We start from the raw sequence: 16,653 nt of genomic DNA, 5'->3' as shown, positions 1-16,653 counted from the left end.
CGTCGGGCTGCTGCCCGTCGGAGGGGGCGGATCCGGGCGAGGCCCAGCCCGGAGTCTCGGCCACAGGCGTCCCGGCCCTCTCCCGTACCGAAAACCTTCAGAACCGCCCGGCGCCCAGGTCCCGGGACACCGCGCGGGCACAGTCCCGCACCGCCGCGATCAGTTCCGGGCGCAGCTCGCCCTCCCTGCAGAGCCGTTCCACGGCCCCGGTGACGGCGACCGCGCCGACCGGCATCCGGCGCCGGTCGTGGATGGGGGCGGCGATGGACGAGACGCCCTCCCAGGTCTCCTCGACGTCGGCCGCGTACCCGCGCGCGCGGGTGAGGTCCAGGACGCCCTCGAAGCCCTCCAGATCGCTGATCGTCCGGTCGGTGAACGACTTGCGCTCGGCCTCCAGGACCTCGCTGTGCGCGACCGGGTCGAAGGCCGACAGGACCTTGCCCAGGGCCGTGGAGTGCAGCGGCTGCATCGCCCCGACCTCCAGCACCTGCCGGCTGTCGTCGGGGCGGAAGACGTGGTGCACGATCAGCACGCCGTGCTGGTGCAGTACCCCCAGGTGGACGCTCTCGCCGCTGGAACGGGCCAGGTCGTCGGTCCACACCAGGGCACGCGCGCGCAGCTCGTGGACGTCCAGATAGGTGGTCCCCAGGCGCAGCAGTTCGGCGCCCAGCTGATAGCGCCCGGACGCGGCCTCCTGCTCGACGAAGCCCTCTTGCTGGAGGGTGCGCAGGATGCCGTGGGCGGTGCCCTTGGCGAGCCCGAGGGACGAGGCGATGTCCGAGAGGCCGAGCCGACGCTCGCCGCCCGCGAGGAGCCGCAGCATCGCCGCCGCCCGTTCGAGCGACTGGATGTTCCGTGCCATCGCCGTCCTGCCTCCGTCCCCTTCGACCGCCGGCACACCGGCGCTCGCTGCCGCCGTTCGGCAATGTCGAACACTACCGGTCCATGTCGACCGACTGCCAATGGCTGGTCGTCACCTGTTACATCCGCGTACATCCGGGTGGATGTCTCGTATACAGCCCGCACACGGCCGTGGGTTCCGGCCACGACACGTGCGCCACGTACGTCCGTCCCGTGGACGCCCTGACCATACGGCCCCGCACCGGGCTACCCTGGCCGCGTGCGTCTTCCCGGGGAAGACGCAAAGCCGACAGCCGTCGCACTCCAGGGAGCCCTTACATGGCCGCCTCGTCGTCCGCCCCTTCCACCGACAACAGGACCCGTGTGTCCGCCCTCCGGGACGCACTCGCCACCCGAGTGGTGGTAGCCGACGGTGCGATGGGCACCATGCTGCAGGCGCAGGACCCAACGCTGGAGGACTTCGAGAATCTCGAAGGCTGCAACGAGATCCTGAACGTCACCCGCCCCGACATCGTCCGCTCCGTCCACGAGGCGTACTTCGCCGTGGGCGTCGACTGCGTCGAGACGAACACCTTCGGCGCCAACCACACGGCGGCGTCCGAGTACGACATCGCCGACCGCGTGTACGAGCTGTCCGAGTCCGGTGCCCGTATCGCCCGCGAGACCGCCGACGACTTCGGCGCCCGCGACGGCCGCCAGCGCTGGGTCCTCGGCTCGATCGGCCCCGGCACCAAGCTGCCGTCCCTCGGCCACATCGACTACGGCACCCTCCGTGACGGCTTCCAGGCGAACGCCGAGGGCCTGCTCGCCGGCGGCGCCGACGCCCTGATCGTGGAGACCACCCAGGACCTCCTCCAGACGAAGTCGTCGATCCTGGGCGCCCGCCGCGCCATGGAGGCCACCGGCCTCGACGTACCCCTGCTGGTCTCGATGGCCTTCGAGACGACCGGCACGATGCTGCTCGGCTCGGAGATCGGCGCCGCGCTGACCGCGCTCGAACCGCTCGGCATCGACATGATCGGTCTGAACTGCTCGACCGGCCCGGCCGAGATGAGCGAGCACCTGCGCTATCTGTCCCGCCACTCCCGCACTCCGCTGCTCTGCATGCCCAACGCCGGTCTGCCGATCCTCACCAAGGACGGCGCCCACTTCCCGCTCGACCCCGAGGGCCTGGCCGACGCCCAGGACGCCTTCGTACGGGACTACGGCCTGAACCTGGTCGGCGGCTGCTGCGGAACCACCCCGGAGCACCTGCGGCAGCTCGTGGAGCGCGTACAGGGCGCCACGCCCGTCGAGCGCGACCCGCAGCCCGAGCCCGGCGCCGCCTCCCTCTACCAGACCGTCCCGTTCCGCCAGGACACCGCCTACATGGCGATCGGCGAGCGCACCAACGCCAACGGGTCCAAGAAGTTCCGCGAGGCCATGCTGGACGCCCGCTGGGACGACTGCGTCGAGATGGCCCGCGAGCAGATCCGCGAGGGCGCGCACATGCTCGACCTCTGCGTGGACTACGTGGGCCGCGACGGCGTCGCCGACATGGAGGAGCTGGCCGGCCGCTTCGCCACCGCCTCCACCCTGCCGATCGTCCTGGACTCCACCGAGGTCGAGGTCATCCGGGCCGGCCTGGAGAAGCTCGGCGGGCGCGCGGTCATCAACTCCGTCAACTACGAGGACGGCGACGGCCCCGAGTCCCGCTTCGCCAAGGTCACCAAGCTGGCCCAGGAGCACGGCGCCGCGCTGATCGCGCTGACCATCGACGAGGAGGGCCAGGCCCGTACCCCGGAGCACAAGGTCGCCATCGCCGAACGGTTGATCGACGACCTCACCGGCGACTGGGGCATCCACGAGTCGGACATCCTCATCGACACCCTGACCTTCACCATCTGTACCGGTCAGGAGGAGTCCCGCAAGGACGGCATCGCGACGATCGAGGCGATCCGCGAGCTGAAGCGCCGCCACCCGGACGTCCAGACCACCCTGGGCCTGTCCAACATCTCCTTCGGCCTCAACCCGGCCGCCCGCATGCTGCTGAACTCGGTCTTCCTCGACGAATGCGTCAAGGCCGGCCTCGACTCGGCGATCGTGCACGCCTCGAAGATCCTCCCCATCGCCCGCTTCAGCGAGGAGGAGGTCACCACCGCGCTCGACCTGGTCTACGACCGGCGCGCGGAGGGCTACGACCCCCTCCAGAAGCTGATGGCCCTGTTCGAGGGCGCCACCACCAAGTCCCTCAAGGCGGGCAAGGCCGAGGAACTCGCCGCCCTGCCCCTGGACGAGCGGCTCCAGCGCCGCATCATCGACGGCGAGAAGAACGGCCTGGAGGCCGACCTCGACGAGGCCCTGCAGACCCGCCCCGCCCTCGACATCGTCAACGACACCCTCCTGGAGGGCATGAAGGTCGTCGGCGAACTCTTCGGCTCCGGCCAGATGCAGCTGCCGTTCGTCCTCCAGTCCGCCGAGGTCATGAAGACGGCCGTCGCCCACCTCGAACCGCACATGGAGAAGACCGACGACGAGGGCAAGGGCACGATCGTGCTCGCCACCGTCCGCGGGGACGTCCACGACATCGGCAAGAACCTCGTCGACATCATCCTCACCAACAACGGCTACACCGTCGTCAACATCGGCATCAAGCAGCCGGTCTCCGCGATCCTCGAAGCCGCGCAGGAGCACCGGGCCGACGTCATCGGCATGTCCGGCCTCCTCGTGAAGTCGACCGTGATCATGAAGGAGAACCTCCAGGAGCTGAACCAGCGCAAGCTGGCCGCCGACTACCCGGTCATCCTCGGCGGCGCCGCCCTGACCAGGGCGTACGTCGAACAGGACCTCCACGAGATCTACGAGGGCGAGGTCCGCTACGCCCGCGACGCCTTCGAGGGCCTGCGCCTCATGGACGCCCTGATCGGCGTCAAGCGGGGCGTCCCCGGCGCCAAGCTGCCCGAGCTGAAGCAGCGCCGCGTCCGCGCCACCGCCGCCGTACAGGCCGAGGAACGCCCGGAAGAGGGCCACGTCCGTTCCGACGTCGCCATCGACAACCCGATCCCCACCCCGCCCTTCCAGGGCACCCGCGTCATCAAGGGCATCCAGCTCAAGGAGTACGCGAGCTGGCTCGACGAGGGCGCCCTCTTCAAGGGCCAGTGGGGCCTCAAGCAGGCCCGCACCGGCGACGGGCCGACCTACGAGGAGCTGGCCGAGACCGAGGGCCGCCCGCGGCTGCGCGGCCTCCTGGACAAGCTCCAGACGGAGAGCCTGCTGGAGGCGGCCGTCGTCTACGGCTACTTCCCGTGCGTCTCCAAGGACGACGACCTGATCATCCTCGACGACCGGGGCAACGAACGTACGCGCTTCACGTTCCCGCGTCAGCGCCGTGGCCGCCGGCTCTGCCTGGCCGACTTCTTCCGCCCGGAGGAGTCCGGCGAGATCGATGTCGTCGGCCTCCAGGTCGTCACCGTCGGTTCCCGGATCGGCGAGGAGACCGCCAAGCTCTTCGAGTCGAACTCCTACCGCGACTACCTCGAACTGCACGGCCTGTCCGTCCAGCTGGCCGAGGCCCTCGCCGAGTACTGGCACGCCCGCGTCCGCTCCGAACTGGGCTTCGCCGGCGAGGACCCGGCCGACGTCGAGGACATGTTCGCCCTCAAGTACCGGGGTGCCCGCTTCTCCCTCGGCTACGGCGCCTGCCCCGACCTGGAGGACCGTGCCAAGATCGCCGACCTCCTCCAGCCCGAGCGCATCGGCGTCCACCTCTCCGAGGAGTTCCAGCTCCACCCCGAGCAGTCCACCGACGCCATCGTCATCCACCACCCCGAGGCGAAGTACTTCAACGCGCGCTGAGCCCGGCGGCGTCCTTAACGCGCGCTGATCGGATAAGTCGTACACTGGTCGGTCCATCGCAGGCCGGTTGCCCTCTGTGCACTCAGGGGCAACCGGCCTGATCGTCCCTCAAGGAGGTGCGCCAGGATGACCAGCACGGTCCCCGCGCTCGGAACCCGTACGGCCGAAGGCTCAGCACTGCAGGCCGTACTCCTCGACATGGACGGCACCCTGGTGGACACCGAGGGCTTCTGGTGGGACGTCGAGGTCGAGATCTTCGCCGGCCTCGGCCACACCCTCGACGACTCCTGGCGGCATGTCGTGGTCGGCGGCCCGATGACCCGCAGCGCCGGGTTCCTCCTTGAGGCCACCGGCGCCGACATCACCTTCGCCGAACTGTCGGTCCTGCTCAACGACGGTTTCGAGGACCGTATCGGCCGCGCCCTGCCCTTGATGCCGGGCGCCGCACGCCTCCTCGCCGAACTCTCCGCGCACGAGATCCCGACCGCCCTCGTCTCGGCCTCCCACCGCCGCATCATCGACCGCGTCCTGGCCTCCCTGGGCCCGCAGCACTTCGCCCTGAGCATCGCAGGGGACGAGGTGGAGCGTACGAAGCCCTACCCCGACCCCTATCTGATCGCCGCCGCCGGACTCGGCGCCGAACCGGCGAGATGCGCCGTCGTCGAGGACACGGCGACCGGGGTCGCCGCCGCCGAGGCCGCCGGCTGCCATGTCGTGGCCGTGCCGTCGGTCGCACCCATCGCACCCGGTGCGCGCCGCACGATCGTGACCTCCCTGGAAGAAGTCGACCTGCCCTTTCTGCACGGCCTGATGACGGAAATGCGCTGACCCGTCTACCGAGCGTGCCTGATCGAATGCGGGAAAACGCCCGGATGAACATGCGGGCCATCACATGAGAATTACGCGGCGGAATTCGTCTATGCACGCAACGCGCAAAAGCGTGTGAGGTTCGCCACCCGGCAAGGGCTCGACAGTGCACACATGCTGTGTACACGCACCCCTTATCGGGACTCAAGGCAAGTCCTTGTGTCCCGATTGGGGGGAGCCTGCACGGAATCCTTCCGCCGCCGGTTTTCCGGTGCGTCCACACCCGGCTCCACAGCGTGATCAGCCCCCAACTCCGGCTGCCCGCAAGCCCCTCCACGGTCCGGACTAACCTCGTTGCGAGAACATCGCCGTAATCCCGAACCCCGCGCGCACCACCCCACGCATGCCGGGTCCCTGGGATCGACAGCCTGGAGAAACCCGAGCATGAACCGCAAGACTTTGGTGCTGCCGGCCGTCGTCGGCCTGCTCGCTCCGGTACTCGCCGCCTGCGGCGCGGCCAATGGCGGAGGCAGCGGCGGCGACGCGATCGTCGTCGGCACCACGGACCGGTTCACCGCCACGAAGGCAGCCCCGGCACCGATCGACCCGGCCTACGCCTACGACGTCGGCACCTGGAACATCCTGCGCCAGACCGTGCAGACCCTCATGGTCCAGCCGCGCGGCGACGGCGAACCGGTGCCCGAGGCCGCCGAGAAGTGCACGTTCACCGACACCGGCAATGAGCGCTACGCCTGCACCCTGCGCAAGAACCTCAAGTTCTCCAACGGCGACAAAGTCACCGCGTCCGACGTGAAGTTCTCGATCGACCGGGCCCTGCGGATCCAGGCCGACAGCGGTGTGTTCGCCCTGCTGTCCACGATCGACACCGTCGAGACCCAGGGCGACCGCGAGGTCATCTTCCACCTCAAGACCGCCGACGCCACCTTCCCGTTCAAGCTGTCCACCCCGGTCGCGGGCATCGTCAACCCGGACGACTACGACAAGGACAAGCTGCGCGACGGCTTCGACGTCGACGGCTCCGGCCCGTACACGCTGCACTCCGAGGTCAAGAACGACGAACTCGTGAACGCCGTCTTCACCAAGAACCCCAATTATCAGGGGCAGTTGACGCCGAAGAACGACAAGGTCGAACTGCGTTCCTTCGCCGACGCCTCCGCGATGGGCACCGCGCTCTCCAAGGGCGACATCGACCTGATGACCCGCACGATGTCCCCCGAGCAGATCAGAAAGCTCGACGACGACTCGACCGGCGACATCGACCTCGTCCAGATGCCCGGCCTCGAAATCCGCTACCTCGCCTTCAACACCGACGCCCCGACGGTGAAGACCAAAGCCGTCCGCCAGGCGATGGCGCAGATCATCAACCGCGCCGAACTCGTCTCGAAGGTGTACGGCGACGAGGCCCAGCCGCTCTACTCGCTGGTCCCGGCCACCATCACCGGCCACTCGAACTCCTTCTTCAACAAGTACGGCGAGCCGAGCGACATCAAGGCGAAAACCCTGATGGAGAACGCCGGAATCACCACCCCGGTGAAACTGACCCTGCACTACACGACCGACCACTACGGCTCGGCCACCAAGCAGGAGTTCGAGGAACTGCAGAAGCAGCTCAACGCGAGCGGACTCTTCAAGGTCGGTATCGAGGGCGCCCCCTGGGCCACCTTCCGCCCGGCCGAGAAGGAGCGCGCGTACGACGTCTACGGCATGGGCTGGTTCCCGGACTTCCCCGACGCGGACAACTACCTCGCCCCGTTCCTCGACAAGGACAACTTCCTCAACCTGCCGTACGCCAACAGCACGATCCGCACCACCCTGATCCCGGAGTCCCGCCGTCAGGCCGACCGCCTCACCGCCTCCACGAGCCTCACGGACATCCAGGACATCGTCGCCGACGACGTACCCGTACTGCCGCTGTGGCAGGGCAACCAGTACATCGCCGCGCGCGACGGCATCACCGGCGCCGAGTGGGCCCTCAACTCCTCCTCGACGCTTCAGCTCTGGGAGCTCGGCCGCGGTGTGGGCAACTGACCGGCACACCCGTCCGACGCATGAATCCCGACCCGGGGCTGGGACGGCCCCGGGTTCCCAAGACCCGACGACAAGGCACATCGACGTGAACTTGCGCAACCAGTGGCCCGTCCTGCCCATCGTGGCGGGGCTGGCCTCCGGCCTCCTGACCGGCTGCGGCTCGGAGAACGGCGACTCGGGGGCCGACGGCTCCACCGTAGTGATGGGGATGTCCGACGACGTCCTGGCCACCGACCCCGCCTCCGGCTACGACCCCGGCTCCTGGCTGTTGTTCAACAACGTTTTCCAGTCGCTGCTCAGCTTCCCCAACGGGGGCACCGAGCCGCAGCCCGAGGCCGCCAAGGAGTGCGCCTTCAGCGACGCGCAGACCAAGGTGTACAAGTGCACCCTGCGCGACGGCCTGAAGTTCAGCAACGGCGACGCGCTCACCTCGGAGGACGTCAAGTTCTCCTTCGACCGCATGCTGAAGATCAACGACGACGCGGGCCCCGCGATCATGTTCCCGATGCTCGACTCGGTGGACACCCCCGACGAGAAGACCGTCGTCTTCAACCTCAAGGTGCCCGACGCCACCTTCCCCAGCAAGATCGCCTCCGGCGCCGGCTCCATCGTCGACCACACCCAGTACGACGAGGACGGCCTGCGCGAGGACGGCGAAGCCGTCGGCTCCGGCCCCTACAAGCTCGACTCGTTCGGCGACGACAGCGCGGTCTTCTCCGTCAACCCGAACTACAAGGGCACCGCCGACGTCAAGAACTCCGGCATCACCCTCAAGTTCTTCCACGGCGACCAGACCAAGCTGAAGGACGACCTCCTCGACGGCAAGGTCGACATCGCCTACCGCGGCCTCAAGGCCGGCGACATCGCCGACATCGAGAAGGACAGCGGCGACGAGGGCATCGACATCGTCGAGGGCACCAGCGCCGAGGTCCAGCACCTCGTCTTCAACATGAACGACCCGGTCGCCGGAAAGCTCGGCGTCCGCAAGGCCATCGCCTACCTCCTCGACCGCGAGGCCCTGGTCGACGAGGTCTACGAGGACACCGCGACCCCGCTCTACTCGATCATCCCGGCCGGCATAGCCGGTCACAACACCGCCTTCTTCGACACCTACGGCGCCCGCCCCTCCAAGGCCAAGGCCCAGGCGGCCCTCCAGGAGGACGGCATCACCGAGAAGGTCAAGCTGACCCTCTGGTCGACCCCCTCCCGCTACGGCCCCGCCACCGACGACGAGTTCAAGGCCATCGCCAAGCAGCTCAACGCCAGCGGCCTCTTCGAGGCGACCGTCCAGTCCGTCCCCTTCGCGCAGTACGAGAAGGACATCGAAGCCGGCAAGTACGGCGTGTACGTGAAGGGCTGGGTGCCGGACTACCCCGACGCCGACAACTTCACCGCCCCCTTCTTCGGCGAGGGCAACGTCCTCGGCAACAACTACACCAACAGCACCATCACCGGCACGCTCATCCCCGGCACCGCCGCCGAGAGCGACCGCTCCGCGACCGACACGGACTTCGCCGAACTCCAGGACATCGTCGCCCAGGAGGTCCCCGTGATCCCGATCTGGCAGGCCAAGCAGTACGCCGTCACCCGCGACAACGTCTACGGCCTGGAGTACTGCCTCGACGCCTCGACCGTCTTCCGCTTCTGGGAGATCAACAAGGGCTGACCCGGCCGATACGACGACGGGGGCGCCCCTTCCCTGGACCGGAAGGGGCGCCCCCGTCGTCGTACACACAGCTCTGACGCTGCTTACTGTGCGCCGGGACGCACCAGCCCGCTCTCGTACGCGTACACCGCGGCCTGCACCCGGTCGCGCAGCCCCAGCTTGGTCAGCACATGCCCGACATGCGTCTTCACGGTCGTCTCGCTGACGAAGAGATCGGCGGCGATCTCCGCGTTCGACAGCCCCCGCGCCACCAGCTTCAGCACCTCGACCTCACGCTCGGTCAGCGTGTGCAGGGTGTCAGGCACGGGCTCGTCACCCGACGGCAGATGCCCCGCGTACTTGTCGAGCAGCCGGCGCGTGATGCTCGGCGCGAGCATCGCCTCACCCGCCGCCACCACCCGGATCGCCTGCACCAGCTCGTTCGCCGGCGCGTCCTTCAGGAGGAAGCCACTGGCACCGGCCCGCAGCGCCTCCACCACGTACTCGTCGAGATCGAAGGTCGTCAGTACCAGCACCTTCGCCGGCCCGTCCCGCCCAGGACCCGTGATCTGCCGAGTCGCCTCGACCCCATCCATTCGCGGCATGCGAATGTCCATCAGAACCACATCGGGCTGCAGGGCCCGCACCTGGTCGATCGCCTGAAGACCGTCTCCGGCCTCGCCGACGACCGCGATGTCCTGCTCGGCCTCCAGAATCATCCGGAACCCGGTACGCAGCAGCGGCTGGTCGTCGACCAGTAGAACGCGGACGGCCACGTAAGTCTCCTTCGCTAGGCCTTCCCATTCTGCCTTGCGGGCGCGTAGCGCCCCGCAAGGGGCGCGGGGAACTGCGCGACAAGCCCCACCGGGCCCGCGGACAACTACGGCGCAACCGGCGGAGCCACCCGCACCGGCAACGGATAAGGCGGGGGAGTCCCCCCAAACTCCGGACACACGGCCTGGTGATCACACCAACCGCACAGCTTCGTCGGCCGAGGCCGCCAAACCCCCGACTCCGTAGCCTCCCGAATCGCCTCCCACAACGCGTGCAGCTTCCGCTCCACCCGCTCAAGATCGGCCACCACGGGGTCGTACGTCACCACATCCCCACTGCCGAGATACACCAGCTGCAACCGCCGAGGCACCACGTTCTTCAACCGCCAGACAACCAGCGCATAGAACTTCATCTGGAACAGCGCGCCCTCCGAATACTCCGGACGCGGCGCCTTCCCCGTCTTGTAGTCGACGATCCGCACCTCACCCGTGGGCGCCACATCGACCCGGTCGATGATCCCCCGCAGCTTCAGCCCCGAATCCAGCTCCGCCTCGACGAACAGCTCACGCTCGGCGGGCTCCAGCCGCGTCGGATCCTCCAGCCCGAACCAGCGCTCCACCAGCCCCTCGGCCTCGCCCAGCCAGCGCGCCAGCCGCTCCCCGTCCGGATCGTCCGCGAACAGCTCCACCACCTCAGGCCGCGCCTGACGCAGCCGGTCCCACTGGCCCGGGATCAGCGACTTCGCCCGCGGCGCCGTCCGCTCCGCCGCCGGTGCGTCGAACAGCCGCTCAAGAACGGCGTGCACCAGCGTGCCTCTCGTCGCCGCCTCGCTCGGCTTCTCCGGCAACCGGTCGATCACCCGGAACCGGTACAGCAACGGACACTGCATGAAGTCACTGGCCCGCGAGGGCGACAGCGAAGACGGCGCGGAGGGCAGCACGACCGGCGAGACGGACTCGGCGGCGCCCTCGGTGCTGATTTCCATGACGACGACCTTACGGCCCGCCACTGACAGTGACCCACCCGCCGCCACGACTACACGGGACACCCCGGCGAACACAGGGGGTGCCGGGGCGGAACACATCGCGACGGCCGCATACCATCGACCCGAGACCCTTCCGCCCCGGAGCGGAAAAGGGAGACGCATCCGACAAGGGGACACAGTGGACGAGAGCGGCGGGAGCGGGCAGCCGCGCTCCGGCAACGACCAGTCGACCGACCGCCACACCGGGCGTACGGCCTCGACCGCCGACCCCGCACACCCCGAACCCGCGACCACCGACACCACGACGGACCCCGCCCGGAACGAGCGGGACGACAAGGGGAACGACAAGCCCACGGAACCCGCGAAACCGACCGAGGAGCCCACCGAGCCGGACGCGCCCGCCGACACCACCGGCCGCACCCGCGCCACCCCCCGCCTCGGCAAGTCCCGCGCCCCCCAGAAGCCCAAGAAGGAACCCGGCGGCGGACTCCTCATGGGACGCCCCTTCGGCGTACCCGTCTACGTCGCCCCCAGCTGGTTCCTGGTCGCCGCCCTCATCACCTGGGTCTTCGGCGGCCAGCTCGACCGCGTCCTGCCCGAACTCGGCGCCCTGCGCTACCTCGTCTCCCTCTTCTTCGCGGTCGCCTTCTACGCCTCCGTCCTCGTCCACGAACTCGCCCACACCGTCGCCGCCCTCCGCTTCAAACTCCCGGTACGCCGCATCCAGCTCCAGTTCTTCGGCGGCGTTTCCGAGATCGAGAAGGAGTCCGAGACCCCCGGCCGCGAATTCGTCCTCGCCTTCGTCGGCCCGCTCCTCTCCCTGATCCTCGCGGGCGTCTTCTACCTCGCCCTCCAGACCGTCGAAGCCGGCACCGTCCCCGGCGTCCTGCTGGCCGGCCTGATGATCTCCAACCTCATCGTCGCCGCCTTCAACCTCCTGCCGGGCCTGCCCCTCGACGGCGGCCGGATGCTTCGCGCCGTCGTCTGGAAGATCACCGGCAAGCCCATGAGCGGTACGATCGCCGCCGCCTGGGTCGGCCGCGCCCTCGCCGTCTCCGTCCTCATCGGACTCCCGCTGCTCACCCAGTCAGGCGCCCTCGGCTCCAGCGCCGAGGACAGCGTCGGCATGGACACCGTCACCGACGCCCTGCTCGCCGCCATCCTCGCCGCGATCATCTGGACCGGCGCCGGCAACAGCCTCCGCATGGCCCGCCTGCGCGAACACCTCCCGGAACTCCGCGCCCGCAACCTCACCCGCCGCGCCGTCCCCGTCGAGACCAACACCCCCCTCTCCGAGGCCCTGCGCCGCGCCAACGACGCCGGCGCCCGCGCCCTGGTCGTCGTAGACCCCGACGGAGAACCCCTCTCTCTCGTCCGTGAGGCGGCGATCGTCGGCGTACCCGAACACCGCCGCCCCTGGGTCTCCGTCAGCGGCCTCGCCCAGGACCTCACCGACGGCATGCGCGTCTCCGCCGAACTCTCCGGCGAGGAACTCCTCGACGCCCTGCGCGCGACCCCCGCCACCGAATACCTGGTCGTCGAGGAGTCCGGCGAGATCTACGGAGTCCTGTCGGCGGCCGACGTGGAACGCGCCTTCGTCAAGGCAATGGCCCGCCCGAACTAGAGAGCACGGCTCTCCTAAAGCCGGTGTCGCAGGCTCTCGTCCCGCCGGGGCCCGCGACGCCAGGAACGGGCGGCCAAGCGCTCGACGAGCAGGTAGTGAACGAGCAGCGCCAGGAACCAGGTCACCACACCCCCCACCAGGAACAGAGCGAGCGGACCGAGCCCCGGCCGGCCGCGCAGCAGCAGCCAGTACACGGGCAGATGCAGCAGAAACAGGCTGTACGACATACGGCCGACCTCCGTGACCAGATCGCCCGACAGCAGCCGAACCAAGGGCCCCCGGCCACCGCACAGCACCGCCGTCAGCAGAGCGGCCCCGAGCACGACCGCGACCATGTACCAGCCGTCACCCTGCCCTCCGCCACGCAGAACGGCCGCCACCGCCAAGACCCCCGCAGCGGCGAAACCGGTCACCACCAGCAGCACGGCGCCCAGCTGGGACACCGCACGGCCATCACGCTCAGCCAGATGAACGAGGCACGCGGCAACAGCACCGGCCGGCAGCGCGACCGCCTGTACGCCGGAGACGACCCCCAGATCGGGCAGCATCCCGCATGCCGCAGCGACGGTCACCGCCCCGCCGAGCAGAGCGACGACCAACGCCACCGGGGCAAGCCGCCGCCGAGCCAGGAGACACAGCCCCGCCAGCAGCAGGGACCACGCCACCACGGAACGCGCGGTGACGTCCACCAGCCACAGCGGAGCAAGGGGCGCGTCCGGCATGGGGCCGGCACCGAGCGGCCACCCCCGCAACCACCCGGCCCACCCACCATGCCCGAGCGCCCAGTACACAGCGAGAGTCATGGCGACCGACACCAGCAGCGCGGGTACCAACCGCTTCGCCCTGCGCCCCAGGAAGCCGACCACGCCGCTCCTCCCGGTGGCGGTCGCCCGGCGGAGCAGGGGCAGGGTGGCGAGGAATCCCGAGAGCACCAGCAGGACATCGACACCCGCACCGGCCCAGGAGAAATAGGGCCCGCCCACACCCGTGTCGTGCACCAGAACGGCCAGCACAGCGACGCCCCGCAGACCGTCCACAGCGGAGAAGCGCCTCCCGCTGATCTCCTGCCCGGAAACCGGCCTCGGCTCGACCTCGGGGGAGCGGGCGACGGCCGCAGCGGGAGCACTGCCGAACGGTTCCCCCAACACGACCGGTCCCACCTCGACGTCCGGCGCCGACCAAGCCACCGGTTCCCGCTCCGCGTCCGGTGTCGCGTCGCCGGCCGGCTCCGGCCGGACGACCGGATGCGGATCCGCGATCCGTCCAGCCCCGACGCTCCTGGGCCTCCGGGCGGCCCGGAGACGCACGGTGTCCTCGCTCCGCCCCGAGGCCGGCTCGGACGGACGAGCCCCTTCCGCCGACGGGCCGGGACGGGAGCCGTACTCGTTCCAGCTGCGCTCTTCGTTCATCGCGGCCAGGTCCGGAAGCAGGAGGCGACAACGGCCTCGGCGGGGCGCCCGATGAAGGAGGCGCGGGAGTCGGCGTCGGCGCCCGCCGCGGGGTCGGCGTGGAAGTCGAGGTTCCACCAGTACAGGCCGGCCATGTCCCGCTCCCGGGCGACCTGACAGGCCGCCGCGAACCAGCGTTGCTGCACCGTCGGGTTGAGCTTCCCCTCGCCCTTCCAGACGGCCGGGTGACGATAGGCACCGTCCTCGGCGATGATGCCGACCTCGCTGAGCAGGATCCGGGGCAGCTTCCCGGTGCTCTTGCGGTCCAGCCAGCGCTGCCAGCCCTCGGCGATCTCCGCGACGGAGGCGTCGTCGCCGAGCCGGGGGAGGGGGAAGTAGGCGTCGACGCCGAGGTGTTCGACGGGGACAGGGACATGCCGGGAGACGTAGTCGTCCCAGTTGGCGTCGTAGGACAGCTCACCCGTGAACGACTTCCGCGCGCTGGCGATCACCGAACGCCAGCGCGGATCGTCCTCCAGCGACGTCAGCTCCGCCCCGACGACGAACGTGCTCGCGTGATGCCGGGCCGCGAGCCTGAGATACGGAGCCACGAAGGCCTCGTACGACCGGAACCAGGCCGCCCGGTCCTCCGGGGCGAGCGAGCCGCGCCAGGCCAGGGGATCCCGCGCCACCAGGCTCTGCTCGTCGAGAAGCGGACGCACGGTGATCCGCAGCCCGGCCGCCGCCGCGGTGTCCAGGAGCATCCCCAGATGCCGTACCGAGGGCGTCTCGGCCGAGGCGGCAACCCGGCTCGCCGTGGGCCCGGCGGTCGCGAACGGAAAGGTCACCGAGACCGCGTTCATGTCCTTGCCGACCATGTAGTTCACCAGCCGCAGCGAGTTGGCACGCACGGACGCGTCCGTCTCGCCCGGATACGTGTACCAGAGCACCTGCGCACCGAGCTGGGGATCCCCGCGCCGCCAGGGCCGGGCGACCCGCGCCGGAGCCGGGGCCTCGGACGCAGAGGCGGACGCGGATACGGACGGTGTGGTCGCCACCGGACCTCCGGCGCCCAGGGAGACGCACCCGCTCGTAAACAGAAGAGCGAGGACAGAGAGGAGGACGAGGCCGCGAAGACGCCCAAGACGTATGCGCATCCCTCAGGCCGGCTTCGCGATCACGACGAACTGGTTCTCCGCGCCGCGCAGACACCGCAGCAGCCCCCGGAACGAACCGGCCGCCTCCCACAGCGCGAAGAACGGCATCAGGGCGACCACCGCGACCGGCTCCCACCACAGGCGACGGCCATTGGCCGACACCGAGGCGTTGATCTTCAGGCCCTCCCAGTACATCCACACCGCGTACCCCATGGTCACCGCCCACAGCGGCAGGATCCACGGCGTCACCGGCGAGGTGTTGAGATCGCCGAGCAGCGCGCCCACCGCCAGGACGACCCCGACGTGCTGGAACGGCCCCATCACCCACGTCGTCACGCTGTACATGAGCAGCGCCCTGGACCGGCGCGGCAGACTGCGGTTGAACGCCAGCCCCACCAGACCCCACGACCAGCGCTCCCGCTGCTTCAGGAAGTCCCGCACGGTCGCCGGGGACGCACCGTAACTGCGGCCGGAGAACCAGTCGCTGCGCCCCTTGTAGCGGCTGGCGAAGATCAGGGCCAGATGAGCGTCCTCGCAGATGGAGTCCGGACCGAAGTCCCAGCCGATCGTGGCCTCGATCGACGCGCGGAGCAGCAGCAGCTCACCGTGCAGCCCGGCCAGCGGAGTACCGCCGCCGGTGAGCACGGCGAAGCGGGCGATGTCGTCGGCGGGACGTATCGCGTCGGCCAGCCACGTCAGCCGGTTGACGGCGTTCTCCCGCGGATACGTCAGCATGCCCTGCGCCAGATGCTTGCCCTCGGGACCCGCACGCCGCTGGGCGTTGATGAACCGGGCGACCTGCTCGGCCGTGTCCGGACCGACCCCGGTGTCGTCGTCCATGTGCAGCACCCACACGTCGTCCAGGGCCTCACCCTCGGCGATCCGCAGCTCATGGGCGTAGTGATTGGCGCGGGCCTTGAAACGGGTGCCATTGGGCGTGCGATAGGCCTTCGGCACGGTGACCACGCGAATCAACGGGCTGCGGGCCGCCAGGGCGTCGATGCGCTCGGCCGCCTCACAGCCCTCCTCCGTCAGCACGTCGATCCGCAGCGCGGGAAACCAGCGCGGCAGGAACACGCAGTACGACAGCACCGACCGCTCCAGCGCCGGATACGTGTCCTGCCGTCCAATGGTCGGCACGAGCACGACGAGCCGGTCGTGCAGCGCAGGGGAGGCACTGGTCCAGCCCCGCTGACGCGCGATACGGCGACGGGTCAGCACGGCACCCGTGACCCCGACCAGCGAACTGACGACGGGCAGCGTCCACAGGACGGTCACCACCCAGCCCATCAGCGTCTGCCTGGGGGAGTACAACGCCGAGGAGAAGACATAGGCGAGACCCGCGGTGACCAGGAACGGCAGGAAGCCCGGCTTCCACACCGCCTGACGCCTCACCATCCGCGCGGTGCGGCGCGACGGGAAGACGTCGACGCCGTCGGCGGAGGTGGCCATGATCACCCACTTGCATGCATAAAGACGGACTCGTCACCAAGGCCCGGAACACCCCCGAAGCTCTAAGCGGAACCATG

The 16,653-nt window shown here is 69.5% G+C and carries 11 protein-coding genes; 5 read left to right on the top strand and 6 right to left on the bottom strand.

Annotated elements, in window-relative coordinates:
- Positions 1-97: 97 nt before the first annotated feature.
- Positions 98-862 carry an IclR family transcriptional regulator gene (locus ACWCRB_RS33725; protein ID WP_450999685.1) on the bottom strand — a complete coding sequence of 255 codons (765 nt, stop codon included), beginning with the start codon at positions 860-862 and terminating at the stop codon, positions 98-100.
- A gap of 317 nt (positions 863-1,179) precedes the next feature.
- On the opposite strand from ACWCRB_RS33725, the gene metH reads away from it, so the two are divergent.
- The 4 genes from metH to ACWCRB_RS33705 all read left to right on the top strand — a co-directional run bounded on the left by metH (position 1,180) and on the right by ACWCRB_RS33705 (position 9,217).
- Positions 1,180-4,695, top strand: coding sequence for a methionine synthase (gene metH / locus ACWCRB_RS33720; RefSeq protein WP_450999684.1), 3,516 nt, complete (start codon positions 1,180-1,182; stop codon positions 4,693-4,695).
- Positions 4,696-4,821: 126 nt separating this feature from the next.
- The gene (locus ACWCRB_RS33715) at positions 4,822-5,523 is read left to right on the top strand and encodes an HAD family hydrolase (protein WP_450999683.1); all 702 of its coding nucleotides are present in this window, start codon (positions 4,822-4,824) and stop codon (positions 5,521-5,523) included.
- Positions 5,524-5,946: 423 nt separating this feature from the next.
- Positions 5,947-7,551, top strand: coding sequence for an ABC transporter substrate-binding protein (locus tag ACWCRB_RS33710; RefSeq protein ID WP_450999682.1), 1,605 nt, complete (start codon positions 5,947-5,949; stop codon positions 7,549-7,551).
- Between the two features lie 85 nt (positions 7,552-7,636).
- Positions 7,637-9,217 (top strand): ABC transporter substrate-binding protein, encoded by a 1,581-nt coding sequence (locus ACWCRB_RS33705; protein ID WP_450999681.1) that lies wholly within the window; start codon positions 7,637-7,639, stop codon positions 9,215-9,217.
- 83 nt (positions 9,218-9,300) lie between these two features.
- On the opposite strand, the gene ACWCRB_RS33700 is transcribed toward ACWCRB_RS33705, so the two are convergent.
- Positions 9,301-9,972: a response regulator gene (locus ACWCRB_RS33700; protein ID WP_105974642.1), complete on the bottom strand. Its 672-nt coding sequence runs from the start codon at positions 9,970-9,972 to the stop codon at positions 9,301-9,303.
- Positions 9,973-10,076: 104 nt separating this feature from the next.
- Complete coding sequence (locus ACWCRB_RS33695; protein ID WP_450999680.1) at positions 10,077-10,955, bottom strand: RecB family exonuclease; 879 nt, start codon at positions 10,953-10,955, stop codon at positions 10,077-10,079.
- A 178-nt stretch (positions 10,956-11,133) separates the two neighbouring features.
- Here ACWCRB_RS33695 and ACWCRB_RS33690 point away from each other — a divergent pair, with 178 nt between their 5' ends.
- The gene (locus tag ACWCRB_RS33690) at positions 11,134-12,579 is read left to right on the top strand and encodes a site-2 protease family protein (RefSeq protein ID WP_450999679.1); all 1,446 of its coding nucleotides are present in this window, start codon (positions 11,134-11,136) and stop codon (positions 12,577-12,579) included.
- Between the two features lie 14 nt (positions 12,580-12,593).
- Here the strand turns inward: ACWCRB_RS33690 and ACWCRB_RS33685 are convergent, their stop codons facing one another.
- From ACWCRB_RS33685 to ACWCRB_RS33675, 3 genes are all read right to left on the bottom strand, one after another.
- Positions 12,594-13,988: an acyltransferase family protein gene (locus tag ACWCRB_RS33685; RefSeq protein ID WP_450999678.1), complete on the bottom strand. Its 1,395-nt coding sequence runs from the start codon at positions 13,986-13,988 to the stop codon at positions 12,594-12,596.
- Positions 13,985-15,025 (bottom strand): glycoside hydrolase family 113, encoded by a 1,041-nt coding sequence (locus tag ACWCRB_RS33680; RefSeq protein ID WP_450999677.1) that lies wholly within the window; start codon positions 15,023-15,025, stop codon positions 13,985-13,987. The genes ACWCRB_RS33685 and ACWCRB_RS33680 overlap by 4 nt, the downstream gene beginning before the upstream one ends.
- Positions 15,026-15,127: 102 nt before the next feature.
- Complete coding sequence (locus tag ACWCRB_RS33675; protein WP_450999676.1) at positions 15,128-16,576, bottom strand: glycosyltransferase family 2 protein; 1,449 nt, start codon at positions 16,574-16,576, stop codon at positions 15,128-15,130.
- Between the last annotated feature and the right edge of the window lie 77 nt (positions 16,577-16,653).

The organism is Streptomyces sp. NPDC002156, from assembly GCF_053593675.1.
Note: the sequence above shows the minus strand (reverse complement) of the source record. Positions and strands in the feature narration are given on the sequence as shown.